This window comes from Marisediminitalea oceani (assembly GCF_003731635.1).
In the GTDB taxonomy this organism is placed as follows: Bacteria; Pseudomonadota; Gammaproteobacteria; order Enterobacterales; family Alteromonadaceae; genus Alteromonas; species Alteromonas oceani.
In genome coordinates this window covers 76,398-88,373 of record NZ_RCUA01000071.1, presented here as the reverse complement: position 1 = coordinate 88,373, position 11,976 = coordinate 76,398, and the positions used below count along the sequence as shown (strand labels likewise).

At 48.4% G+C, this 11,976-nt stretch carries 11 protein-coding genes; all 11 read right to left on the bottom strand.

All coding sequences use genetic code 11. The features are described from left to right. Positions 1 to 33 precede the first annotated feature (33 nt). The 11 genes from D9T21_RS18755 to apbC all read right to left on the bottom strand — a co-directional run bounded on the left by D9T21_RS18755 (position 34) and on the right by apbC (position 11,913). Complete coding sequence (locus D9T21_RS18755; RefSeq protein ID WP_123325976.1) at positions 34 to 792, bottom strand: IS5 family transposase; 759 nt, start codon at positions 790 to 792, stop codon at positions 34 to 36. 35 nt (positions 793 to 827) lie between these two features. Further along, positions 828 to 1,013, bottom strand: a complete 186-nt coding sequence (locus D9T21_RS18750; RefSeq protein WP_123326740.1) for a hypothetical protein — start codon at positions 1,011 to 1,013, stop codon at positions 828 to 830. A 12-nt stretch (positions 1,014 to 1,025) separates the two neighbouring features. After that, positions 1,026 to 1,604: a chemotaxis protein CheW gene (locus D9T21_RS18745; RefSeq protein WP_123326739.1), complete on the bottom strand. Its 579-nt coding sequence runs from the start codon at positions 1,602 to 1,604 to the stop codon at positions 1,026 to 1,028. Between the two features lie 11 nt (positions 1,605 to 1,615). Next, positions 1,616 to 3,664, bottom strand: coding sequence for a HAMP domain-containing methyl-accepting chemotaxis protein (locus D9T21_RS18740; RefSeq protein WP_123326738.1), 2,049 nt, complete (start codon positions 3,662 to 3,664; stop codon positions 1,616 to 1,618). Continuing rightward, positions 3,661 to 5,772: a chemotaxis protein CheA gene (locus tag D9T21_RS18735; protein ID WP_123326737.1), complete on the bottom strand. Its 2,112-nt coding sequence runs from the start codon at positions 5,770 to 5,772 to the stop codon at positions 3,661 to 3,663. The genes D9T21_RS18740 and D9T21_RS18735 overlap by 4 nt, the downstream gene beginning before the upstream one ends. Next, positions 5,769 to 6,080 carry an STAS domain-containing protein gene (locus D9T21_RS18730; RefSeq protein ID WP_123326736.1) on the bottom strand — a complete coding sequence of 104 codons (312 nt, stop codon included), beginning with the start codon at positions 6,078 to 6,080 and terminating at the stop codon, positions 5,769 to 5,771. Before D9T21_RS18730 ends, D9T21_RS18735 begins: the two co-directional genes overlap by 4 nt. A gap of 9 nt (positions 6,081 to 6,089) precedes the next feature. Next, positions 6,090 to 6,452, bottom strand: a complete 363-nt coding sequence (locus D9T21_RS18725; protein WP_123326735.1) for a response regulator — start codon at positions 6,450 to 6,452, stop codon at positions 6,090 to 6,092. Between the two features lie 28 nt (positions 6,453 to 6,480). Beyond that, positions 6,481 to 7,602 carry a response regulator gene (locus tag D9T21_RS18720; RefSeq protein WP_123326734.1) on the bottom strand — a complete coding sequence of 374 codons (1,122 nt, stop codon included), beginning with the start codon at positions 7,600 to 7,602 and terminating at the stop codon, positions 6,481 to 6,483. Between the two features lie 292 nt (positions 7,603 to 7,894). After that, positions 7,895 to 9,964 carry a glycoside hydrolase family 97 protein gene (locus D9T21_RS18715; protein WP_123326733.1) on the bottom strand — a complete coding sequence of 690 codons (2,070 nt, stop codon included), beginning with the start codon at positions 9,962 to 9,964 and terminating at the stop codon, positions 7,895 to 7,897. 135 nt (positions 9,965 to 10,099) lie between these two features. Then, positions 10,100 to 10,699, bottom strand: coding sequence for a dCTP deaminase (gene dcd / locus D9T21_RS18710; protein WP_123326732.1), 600 nt, complete (start codon positions 10,697 to 10,699; stop codon positions 10,100 to 10,102). A 107-nt stretch (positions 10,700 to 10,806) separates the two neighbouring features. After that, positions 10,807 to 11,913 (bottom strand): iron-sulfur cluster carrier protein ApbC, encoded by a 1,107-nt coding sequence (gene apbC, locus D9T21_RS18705; RefSeq protein WP_123326731.1) that lies wholly within the window; start codon positions 11,911 to 11,913, stop codon positions 10,807 to 10,809. Between the last annotated feature and the right edge of the window lie 63 nt (positions 11,914 to 11,976).

The following is an 11,976-nucleotide window of genomic DNA, read 5'->3' as shown; positions in this document are numbered from 1 at the left end:
CCTAGAGGCTGTTGATCTTTGAACATTATTTGTTCAGCAGTACATTGGTAGCCACATCATCATGAATGCCAATGCGACTGTACTGCTATAGTTTCGAGCTAGCTTGTCGTATCTTGTTGATATTGCCCGGTACCTTTTTATCCTCAAAAACGCGTTTTCAACAAGATGCCTATATCGATACAGGCACCAGTCCATATCGTCATTACCTAATTTGTTATTTCGTTTGCGTGGAATATTGGCATCTGCTCCACTTTCTTCTACGTAAGCTCTAAAAGCTTCACTGTCATAGCCTTTATCAGCACAAACAATATCGGCTTGTGGGGAGTTTATTATCAGACTTTGTGCATGTACGATGTCGTTCACTTGACCACCGGATAGTTCAAAATAAACGGGCAGGCCACCGCTATCTACCGCAAGGTGAATTTTCGTTGAGTTACCACCTCGACTTTTTCCGATGGCCTCATCTTGTTTACCCGCTGCACCGCTACTATCCTGATGCGCTTTAACTATACTACCATCAAGAAACAACCATTCTGGGTCACCCTCGGAGGCTAAGCTTTCAAATAACTTTTGCAATATGCCTTTCTTCGACCATAAATTAAATCGTCGGTAGACCGTATTCCAGAGACCAAATTCAGATGGCAAATCCCGCCACTGAATGCCGGTACGCATTCGGTAAAGTATGCCCTCCAGGGTATTTCGGTGCTCATATTTGTTATAGACTCTGCCACTCTCCTTTAGCAGTACTTTTAGGATTTCCCACGCATCATCTGTTAACATCGTTCTTGGCATAGCAACATTACGGTTAATTATTTTTGGCGAAACAATTATACCTCGTTGCTATGCCGGCTGCTTTTCATACAAAGATCAACAACCTCTAGCGCTTTCTGACGTTTTCTTAAGCGGGTTTCCATTAGCGATACTTTCGATACCGGTAACTGGATCCCCGCCGTTCCCTGAACGAATTCGGCCACTTTTTTGCGATCAGGTTCGCGCAGCTTGTCGTACATCATTGCCGTCACCGCTTAGTCATGCCCCGAATTGTCGCTGCTATCACCCTCTTCATCTGCCAGCGCTTCATCACTCACCACATCCAGCATGGCATTAAATTCTTCATCGGCCATCACTTTCTGGACATCCAGGATCACAATAAAGTCCCCCTCGTGTTTACCCATGCCATTAATAAACCGGTTGTTCACACGACTGCCAATGCGTGGCGGCGCACTGATCTCGCTGACGGGTAATTCCACCACTTCCCGAACTGCGTCGGTTAATATGCCGATAGAAACTTTTTCTCCATCCAATAGAATGTCGATAATCACAATGCAGGTGTTTACCGTGATCTCGGCTAGGGTCATATCGAATAACCGACGTAAATCCAGTACCGGTACTACCTTGCCACGTAAATTAATAACCCCCAGTAAAAATGGCTGACTTCTCGGCACTCGGGTAACCTTACGATACTCCAGTACTTCCTGAATTTGCCTGATGTCCACACCGTACACTTCGTCATCAAGTAAAAATGTCAGTACCTGTACACTGACATGCGATGACTGTTCTTCATCTTGGGCTAACTCGGTCTCCGCTATGGTTTGCTCACTCATAATCACCTCTGTTAGTAGCGTACAAACTCGGTTTTATCATCGCTTAAATCGATATCTACACCACCACTGGTGGCCTCGGGCATTTTAGCCACACTGCTTTGCCGTTTATTGCGTGATGGCGGATTGCTGTTGCTACCGCCAGAACTGCTGCCAGCATTGCGAGTACCGCCCTGCTTATCCAGTTTGAAGTATAAGATGGTGGCATTGAGTTGATCGGCTTGCGCCGACAGCTCTTCACTGGTGGAAGCCATTTCTTCTGCTGCAGCCGCGGATTGCTGCACGGTTTGGTCAAGCTGTTGCAGAGCTTTATTGATTTCGGTGGCACCCGAGTCCTGTTCGCGGGACGAGGCACTGATTTCCTGCACTAAATCAGAGGTTCGCTGAATGTCTGGCACCAGTTGCGATAGCATAGTGCCAGCTTGCTCTGATACTTCTAAACTGCCTTTCGCGCGGGTAACGATTTCAGCAGCCGCTTTCTGGCTGCGTTCAGCTAATTTACGTACTTCAGCCGCTACCACGGTAAATCCTTTACCGTGCTCACCGGCCCGGGCGGCTTCAATCGCAGCATTAAGCGCTAACAAATTGGTTTGGCGGGAGATTTCTTCAATAATGCCAATTTTATCGGCAATGTCTTTCATCGCCTCAACCGCCTCATTAACGGCAGCGCCAGTTTGCTCGGCATCGGTTGAGGCTTTACGGGCAATTTGCTCTGTTTGCTGGGCGTTATCTGCAGAATGAGCGATGTTCGACGCCATTTCCTCCATTGAAGACGAAATTTCTTCCAGAGAGGCGGCCTGCTCAGTGGCCCCCTGCGCTATCTGCTGGCCGGTTGCGCTGGATTGAGTGCTGCCTGCGGCTACGTTAGATGAAGCTTCAATTACCTCTCCGACAATGGATTTAAGGTTGCTATTCATATTTCTCAGCACGCCGTATATGTCGGAGTCCGGCGTGTTATTGTCGAACCTGGCGGTCAGGTCGCCATCGCCAATTTGCTGGGTAATTTTACTTACAATATTTACCCTCTTGATAACTGTCAGCGCTATAGCCACTGCAACTACAAACGAGATAACCAACGCGACAATCAACTGCGTTCTGGCCGACACATAGGAGGCATCGCTGAGGTTTTTATCGGCTTCCAGCGCCGCATCGTTTACATTCACAATGTCAGCCAGTAAACCCTCTGCTTCGTCCAGCAATGCTCGCCCGTCGGAGGCAGACAAGGCGAAGGCTCTGGCATTGCCGTTCTCACGGCTTAAATTCCGTACCTGGCTGTGCAGCTCATAATAGGTTTCAAACTGCTGTTGAAAACGGTTAAGGGCGTTTTGCTCAGAGTTGCTGGCCAATGACGCAAACTGGCGAATTTGCTCTGTCAGGGTTACCTCGATATTTTCGATGGCGTCGGTAAAACCATCCATATCATCCTGCGTAGTAGCCAGTATGATGTTTTTCTCACCACGCTGAATTTCTACCAGATTGCGACTGATCTGTGCCGCCAGTCTTTGTTTTGTCGCCAGCGATTTTACCGCCGCGGTAGAGTTAGCACTGGCGATCTGCTCATCGAGCATTTCTACCATACTGTTAATCGCCAGTTGAGCCCGGTCGAAGGCATTTCGGGCTTCGCCCTGACTAAGCGTTTTAGCTCGGATATTGGAGTTCAGTCGCGCCAAATCCCGAACCTGACGATTAGTTTGCTGATACTGAGCCCATACTTCACCAAAGGCATCGAGTTTCTGCTGACCTGTCACATCAACCAAATCCCGTAACTGCTGACGCTTACTTTGCATTTGTTGCTCGGTCTGGTCGATATAAGTAGCATAACCATCCATATCGGCCTGGGTTTGCGCCAGGATCAGGTTTTTCTCGGCCCGGCTGATAGCCAGCAGATCCTGGCGGATACGAGCGGCAATTTTTACTTTTTCTGCCGATTCATCCACTATGCTGTTTAGCTGGCTGTTCATGCCGGATAACGCCGAAATGCCCAGAAAGTTCGTGGTAGCCATAGCAACCAGTAAAATCACAAAGGCTGACATAATTAGTGCTTTTAAGCTGATGCGATTCATGACTGCATCCTTATAGGTTGAGTAGTATTTTCACCAAATTCGCTTGAGGATACGCTGTCTATCAGCGCTACCGGGTCGAGGATCATCGCTACACTGCCATCACCTAAGATGGTGGCACCGCTGAAACCACTGACCCCCTCGTAGAGTTTGCCTAACCGTTTAATCACGGTCTGGTACTGGCCGACGACCTCATCGACACAAAATCCAAAACGTTCGCTGCCTGAATGGGTGATCACCACCTGCTGAATAGGCGGCTCATCACCGGGTACCTCAAACCACTCCCTTAAACTGAGATAAGGGATTTGCTGGCCCCGCAGTTCAACAATGCGGCGGCGGGTTTTCGCATGGGTGTTACTCTGGGTAAGCTCAATGCATTCTTCTACGTTATTAAGCGGCAATACGTAATATTCGGTCCCTACCGCTACCATTAACCCTTCAATGATTGCCAGGGTCATGGGCAGGCGAATAGTGAGTTCGGTACCTTCACCTACGGCAGAGTCAATCGACAGCTTGCCGCCAAGCTCCATAATCGAACGCTTCACCACGTCCATACCTACGCCACGCCCGGAGATGTCAGACACTTTCGCCGCGGTGGAAAAACCCGGCTCAAAAATAAGCTGATGAATTTGCTCATCGGTGAGCTGGTCTTTGCTGGTGATCAGTTGCTTTTCTATTGCTTTGGCTTTGATTTTGTCTTTGTTTAAGCCCCGACCGTCATCTTTAATGGTGATCACAACCTGAGAGTCGGCATGACTGGCTGACAGTAAAATATTGCCGGTGGGCGTTTTGCCCAGAGCCAATCTGTCTTCGGTGGGTTCTATGCCGTGGTCGATACTGTTGCGTATAAGGTGAATCAGCGGGTCGGCGAGTTTATCAAGAACCACCTTATCCAGCTCGGTATCTGCGCCCTGAGTGTCGAGCTGGATAGATTTGCCCAGCTCTGAGGAAAGATCGCGAACTAAGCGGCGAAAGCGGCCAAAGGTACTGCCGATGGGCATCATACGAATACCAAATGTTTCATCGCGCATTTGCGTGGTAAGCAATTCCAGCTCTTCGGCAATTCCTTCAATGTCATCGTTATTCACTGCATCAGATACCTGATTCAGCCGGGCCTGCACTATTACCAGTTCACCTACCAGGTTCATCAGAGAATCGAGCTTTTCCGCCGGTACCCGCACGGTTGCCTGCGACTTACCTGCCTGTTTTTTGGCTTTTACTTTACGGGTGAGTTGCTGCTCTTTCAGAGCGGCTTTCACCTCTTCTTCCTGCACCACGCCCTGTTCTTTGAGCAATGAACCGATAGCTGGCTTCTCGCCAAGTGCTTCATCCAGTGCTTGTTTTGCCACATTGCCCCGGGCAACCAGTAGCTCGCCCAGCTTGTCGGCATCTTCATCGGTATCGTGAATATCTATTTCATCAACCTGGATTTGCCATTCATCCGCCACAAACATAAAGGCGTCCATCAACGTATCTTTCGATGCCTCAGTCACCAGCAATAATTCCCAACTCAGGTAACTGGCCTGAGGCTCGAGCTGATTAAATGCGGGGAGGTTTTCGTGCTTACAGATCACCTCGGCGGTGCCTAAGCTGGTTAGTTCGCGTAGCACTGGCATTGCATCGAAACCATTTTTAAAACTGTCCCGGTCAGGTTTGAAACGCACCCGGTAAATAGCTTCTTCCGAGGCCGGTTCACCCTGCACTTCGGGAGCCTGGATAAGGCTTTTACGAGGGTCATCTTCGGGCGCAATCTGGTAAAGCCGCTCAAGCAACTTTTCGCTACTGATGGTTTGCCCGGCACTGAATTCGGTGTCTTCCAGCATCTCAGCCATTAAGTCACCGGCATCTAAAAAGATTTCGATAAACGTTTTACTCACGTCCAGTTTACCCTGACGGAGTTTATCCAGAGCCGTTTCGAGGTGATGGGCAAAGTCAGTAAGCTGCTGAAAACCAAACATACCAGCGGCACCTTTAATGGTATGAATAGCCCTAAAGGCAGTATCAATGGCTTCGCTTTCCTCCGGCTGCTCTTCCAGTTCCAGCAATGCTGCCTCGAGGTTCACCAGGTGTTCTCTGGCCTCAATTTGAAATGTCTCCAGTGGCGCAATCACAATGCTACCCCGGCGTTCTGATTAGACTTGCCTAACTCGGCTCCCAATAACATCAACGTGGCTTGCAGTTCATCACTTACATTTATAAGTTGTACGGGATTAGCTGATTTTTCTTGCTGCTGCACAAAGGCTAAAATCAGTTGCATACCCGCAGCATCGACTTCAGCGGTATTTGCCAAATCCAGTGTGAGCAGTGAATTCGATGCAACGCTGAGCAGTGCTTCATGGATAGCTTTCACCTCAAAAATAGTCACCGATTCAGGCAACACAATGGTATTTATAGGTTCGCCTTTAAACTCAAGTGGCATAAGCACCTCCTAAGTCAGCTTCGCAATGCACTTCAATAACAAGGGCGGTTGAAACGGTTTAACCAGCCAGGCGCGCACGCCCTGCTCCTTAGCCTGGGCTTTTAAATTCTCATCGGTTTCGGTGGTTAGCATTAAAATCGGCGTAAACTGATACGCTTCTATCTTTCTGACTTCTTTCACAAAGGTCAGGCCATCCATCACCGGCATGTTAACGTCGCTTATAATAAGGTTGACCTTTTTACCATCAAGATGCTTTAACGCCTGTTCGCCGTTTTCGCCTTCCAGCACCGTAAACCCGTTCGTTTTCAATACCATACTTACTATCTGTCGCACTGAGGCTGAATCGTCGGCGATAACAACTGTTTTGGTCATTCCATTTCTCCTGGTTACAGCGGTTAGATTACGAGTTTTGTTGCGTTGCTTGCTGAATGCGTTGGGCAATACTGGAAAGTTTTGAGTCTGTGGTCATCCCCTCTTCGTAAACCCGGAATATTTCGTCGGAATAGCCTTCGATTATGGTAAGCAGCACTTTTTCCTGCTCTTCAGTCAGGCCGTAGTTGAAAAAATTATTCAGGATGTCTTCTTGCATCCTGGCCATAATATCGACGTTTTTCTTCTTCTGACGGGATTGTAAATCGGACAAGCTGGCCAGCGACTCATTGGTCTCGACCAGCACTTCATCCAGCTCCTGAAGGATAAACAGCGCCTTCAGACGACTCACTGCACCTTCGAGGATTACAGCAAAGTGGTCGCGAAAGCGGCCACACTTATCGTCATCATCAACCGGCATGTTTTTTATCAGTTGCGAAATCATGCCGTAACTGAGGATCAGTCGTTGACCACGCTGATGGATACGTCCAACTTTCTGAAATGTGGTGAGTAACTGGGTTTCGAGCGGTGAAATATTGCCATTGCTGGTAGCGCTGACAGTTCCGGTTGGCGTTTCAATTTGTACCGACGTACTTAAGCCAAACCCCGCGGCGGTTTCAACTATCAGCTGAGCCAGCGAATTAACCGACTCACACTTAAAACTTTCGCGCATAAAGTGAATGATACTGGCTTGCTCTCCGGCGTTCACAATTGCAGTCATCGCCGTATCCATTGCTGCCTGTTTTTCAGCTTCCGCCTGCTCGAGTTGCCAGTCTCTGCTGGCTGCCAGTTTAATTTTGCGCACCACTTCTTCGGGCGCTGCCTTGCCGGTAATAAAATCTGATGCGCCAGCATCATAGCCCTTAAGCTTATCTGATAAAGACGCCTCATTATTCATTAAAATAACGTCAGTATGTTCGGCGCCGGGCTGCTGCTTTAGCTGCTCACACACCTGGTAACCAGAGGTATCTTCCAATGCGGTTTCAATAAGCACTACACAGGGGGATTTATCTTTTTCACGTACGATTTCCAGCGCCCTTTGACCACTGGAAACTTCCTCCACAAAAAATTCGTTCTCTAATGATTTCACCATCCCGTGCAGTTCTGACCCAGGACTTTCAACAACTAATATTTCGGCTCGCTTTGCATTCATGGCTAGTTATCACTTAATTTTAATCAAGTAATAAAGCTAGCAGAGATCATTGACCTTGCAAGTGAGTAAATATTCTCAACAAAAAAATAGATTGAACACAAATCTTTACATGATTAAAACGAGTATTATATAACCACTTGAGTACATTTGTGATTTAGTTGCCAAAGTGCAGAAGAAGCGTTATCCCGGAAAAGATGCTTTTGTTGGTTTTATTGTGCGAACTGAGCACATAAAAAAGGCGCCGTAGGTTGGGGATTTGGCGCCTTTGGTCTCACTGGATTATGTTGCGGTATTACAGCTGTTTAAACCTTATAGCCGCACCACCTGCCGCAGCGAGGTGCAAGGTTAATGAATCTTTACTGGTGACCTTTCTTTTACTGATATCCACATCATAGGGATTGGTTTGCCAGTCGGCTTTTTTGCCGTCTTTGTAAATTTGCGCTTCGTAGGTTTTACCGGGTTTAAGAAAACTCAGCGGCACAGTGATATCCCGCGCATCTTCGTTAGTAATTGCCCCTAAATACCAGTCGTTACCACTGTAATGTCTCGCTTTGCGTTCCTGGCGTGCAATTACCACATAGTCACCTACTTCACCCTGCAACGCCTGAGTCTGCTCCCAGTCGGTAGGAACATCTTTAATAAACTGGAAAGGTGCCATCTGCGCTTCGTAGTTCTCCGGCAAATCAGCGGCCATCTGGATAGGGCTGTAAAGCACTACATATTCGGCTAACTGTTTGGCAATAGTGCTTTGCGGGCGCATGTATTTCACGCGGCCATGTTCTTCGGTTCCGCCTTTAATTGGCGGATAATCAAGGTCGAAGATACCTGGCGTAAAGTCCATCGGTCCGGAAAGCATACGGGTAAACGCCAGCATCGGCACATGCTCAGGCGTATTGGGCGCTGCCCAGCCTGAGTTATATTCCTGACCACGAGCACTCTCCCGGGCAATCCAGTTTGGATAGGTGCGGCGAAGTCCCGTGTCTTTGACGGATTCATGGGTGTTAATGGAAATACCGTATTTCGCAGCGGTAGTGATGTTTTTAATAAAGTGATTTACCAGCGGCTGACTGTCGGTATATTCCAGACGTTTAATGCCTTGCTCGTCGGTAACTTTCAGGCTCTGGCCATGCGCTACATAGCCGGTTTTAATCTGCTCCACACCCATCTTCTGATAAAGCGCAAAACCGTCTTCCATCTGTGCTTCGTAGTTGGTGATCCCGCCGGACGTTTCATGGTGGCCAATAAGCTTAACGCCCACTTTTTTGCCGTGATCACTGACTTTTTGAATATCGAAATCCGGATAGCTCTCGGTAAACGAAAACAACTCTGAGTTTTGGATCCAGTCACCATCCCAGCCAACATTCCAGCCTTCTACCAATACGCCGTCAAAGCCGTGCTCCGCGGCAAAGTCCATATAGCGCAGGGTATTTTCTGTGGTAGCGCCGTGTTTATCACCGGAGCCCCAGGTGTATTTCTGGATATGCATTCCCCACCAGATACCGATGTACTTACCCGGATTAATCCAGTCAACTTCACCCAGCTTATTGGGCTCGTTAAGGTTAAGGGTGATATAGGAGTTAATTAACTCTGCCGCACTCGGCGCTATCTGTACGGTACGCCATGGCGTGGTGAAACTGCCTTGTTTACGCACTTTGATGCCGTCGGCACGGGGTGCTAGATCGGCTTCGAAGCGGCCCAGCGCTTGTCTATCCAGGCTCATGCCAGCGTAATCTACCAGCGCGGCCTCGTGAATAGCCAGGTGCGTGCCGTCGTCCAGTTTAATCGTCATCGGTGTGCTGGCTTTACCAACATCCTGCAAGCGGGTTTCGCGATACAAATATTCCTGACGGTCATAACCCTGCCCCGGGATCCAGTAAGCGGTAGCCGTATGCGAATCAATAACCGAAAACTCGGTCATTTCACGGGTGATATCACGTTGCCCGTCGGCGCTTACGTGATAACGAAAGCCTATGCCGTCATCAAATACCCGTACCTGCACGTTAAAGGCATTCTCTGCATCATTCTTATCGGTAAATTTAACCACCAGCTCATTGTAGTGGTTGCGAATAACACGTTGTTCCCCCCAGGGTTGCTCCCAGGTGTTATCCTCGCTGGTGCGGCTTACTTCACTGACTTCAAGATGACGATAAATCGATTTAGCCTCAGCAAAAGCAAAACCCAGCCGCGCCGGGCGCATGATCTGCTTACCGTTGTAGTCAACGCTATACTGGGCATAATCGTTTTCATCGGTGAAGGTAAATGTAATATCACCGTCTGGTGACGTTACCGAAACGTCAGTTGCCTGAGAGGCAAAACTCAGCAGTGAGAGAGCAGACAAATATAAAGCGGTAGCCAGGCGCATAGTTGCTTCCTTATCAGGTTTTAATACCCAATAAGATAGCAACTTAATCGATTAAGTAAAGTTTTAGATGTAAATTTTAAACAATTATTTTACAAGTATTTGTTGGACTTTAAAAAAATAAGCGAGGGGAGTAAGTTACTCAGCGTCGTCTTTGCCATCGGCATCAATACGACTAGCCACCGCACCCGCCTGCCCTTTGTATTTAGCGTCAATCCGGGCATTGTAAGGTTTTTCTGCCGGCTGGCTGAGTACTTCAAAACTCAACGCACCTATTTTCATTAGGGGCCGTAACGCCAGTGGTAACTTACCGCTGTTATAGAACTCCAGCACAATATTGCCTGACCAGCCGGGATCGATGCGGTGGGCGGTAACATGCACCATCAGGCCAAGGCGAGCCAATGAAGAACGACCGTCCAGCCAGCCTACTATGTTGTCAGGCAAAGTGACCGATTCGTGAGTAATGGCCAGGGCCAGCTCTTTAGGGTGGAGGAAAAAGGCTTTGTCTTCCGGCAGTTCAATTTCGTCGCTCATTACCGATTCAAGGGCTGCCTGAACCTGAGATTTAGGCCCGCTTAAATCAATGTATGGCGCTGCGTGATCTTCGAATACGCGAAATTTATTGCCCAGACGAATGTCCACCGTAAGGCCGCTTATCTGATCGTAATCAGGTTGCGGATCGATTTTGATTTTGCCGTCTTGCAGGTACTGATAAATATCGCGATCACATAAACGCATTGCGGGGTATTCCTAAGCCTTAACCGGGGCGCTATTATGCGACTGCAGCGCCCCACAGGCAATGTGTTTTAAGCGCTTTTAGCCGCTTATCAACACATTTTTGCAACTTAGCTGTCGGTTAGCGGGTTAAACGCTATGGGGTCGCCTTTAATATTGCGGCCTTGATCAGCAGCCACAGGCACTGTAGTGGCTAGCTCAAATGATACCGCCCGGGCCATTTCCCGATAAACATCCGAAAGCGGACTATCCGGTTCACTGACTAATAACGGCTCGCCGGAACCGGCATGTTCGCGAATACGCACGTCCAGCGGCAGCGCCCCTAATAGCGGCAAATTGTAGCGTTCTGCTAATAAATTGCCGCCATCTTTAGCAAAAACGTACTCTTTATGCCCACACTCTGTGCACTGGTAAAAGCTCATATTTTCTACCAGGCCGAGCACCGGAATGTTGACCTTATTAAACATAGCAATGCCTTTTTGGGCATCGGCAATGGCCAGGTCCTGCGGCGTTGTTACTACCACCGCTGCAGTTAATGGTACCTGTTGCGCCATGGTGAGCTGAATATCCCCTGTACCCGGCGGCATATCCACAATAAGATAATCCAGCACTGGCCACAGCGTTTCATTAATAATTTGCGATAGCGCTTTACTGGCCATGGGTCCACGCCAGATGGCTGCGTCTTCTGCTGGCACCAAATAGCCAATTGAGTTTGCCACCATGCCGTGAGCCTGTAATGGCTGCATGTGCCTATTATCAGCGGTTGCCGGGCGTTCACCGGTATTTCCCAGCATGATAGGCACCGATGGGCCATAAATGTCGGCATCTAAAATACCCACTCTGGCGCCTTCCTGCATAAGCGCAAAGGCCATGTTAATACTGGTGGTCGACTTACCTACCCCGCCCTTGCCCGAAGCAACCGCAATAATATTGCGAATGTTGGTGACCGGCGGTTTGGTGGTTTGCCCGCTGTGGATTCTGGTTTTAAAACTCAACCCGGCACTGAGTTTTTTGTTATTCAGCGCTTCTGTAATGCCCGCCTCAATGAACGGCCACTGGCTTTGATTAGCAAAGGGAAATGTAATGGTAAGCGTACCTTCTTCCTCTTCACACCACGGCAATACCTCGTCTTTACCTACCACAAAATAGTTGCTTAAATAATCAGCAGCGCACTGTAACAACGCCGAGGGTTTGGAAGACTTTCGCGAAAAAAACATACAATACCTGCAATATTATCGGTTAGATAAGATTAACTCATACAAAAACAATGCAAAAAAAGC

Excerpts from the sequence above, each read along its gene's own strand:
- D9T21_RS18755 (WP_123325976.1), bottom strand. The coding sequence starts at position 792 with ATGCCAAGAACGATGTTAACAGATGATGCGTGGGAAATCCTAAAAGTA.
- D9T21_RS18715 (WP_123326733.1), bottom strand. The coding sequence starts at position 9,964 with ATGCGCCTGGCTACCGCTTTATATTTGTCTGCTCTCTCACTGCTGAGT.
- dcd (WP_123326732.1), bottom strand. The coding sequence starts at position 10,699 with ATGCGTTTATGTGATCGCGATATTTATCAGTACCTGCAAGACGGCAAA.
- D9T21_RS18730 (WP_123326736.1), bottom strand. The coding sequence starts at position 6,080 with ATGCCACTTGAGTTTAAAGGCGAACCTATAAATACCATTGTGTTGCCT.
- apbC (WP_123326731.1), bottom strand. The coding sequence starts at position 11,913 with ATGTTTTTTTCGCGAAAGTCTTCCAAACCCTCGGCGTTGTTACAGTGC.
- D9T21_RS18720 (WP_123326734.1), bottom strand. The coding sequence starts at position 7,602 with ATGAATGCAAAGCGAGCCGAAATATTAGTTGTTGAAAGTCCTGGGTCA.
- D9T21_RS18725 (WP_123326735.1), bottom strand. The coding sequence starts at position 6,452 with ATGACCAAAACAGTTGTTATCGCCGACGATTCAGCCTCAGTGCGACAG.
- D9T21_RS18740 (WP_123326738.1), bottom strand. The coding sequence starts at position 3,664 with ATGAATCGCATCAGCTTAAAAGCACTAATTATGTCAGCCTTTGTGATT.
- D9T21_RS18745 (WP_123326739.1), bottom strand. The coding sequence starts at position 1,604 with ATGAGTGAGCAAACCATAGCGGAGACCGAGTTAGCCCAAGATGAAGAA.
- D9T21_RS18750 (WP_123326740.1), bottom strand. The coding sequence starts at position 1,013 with ATGATGTACGACAAGCTGCGCGAACCTGATCGCAAAAAAGTGGCCGAA.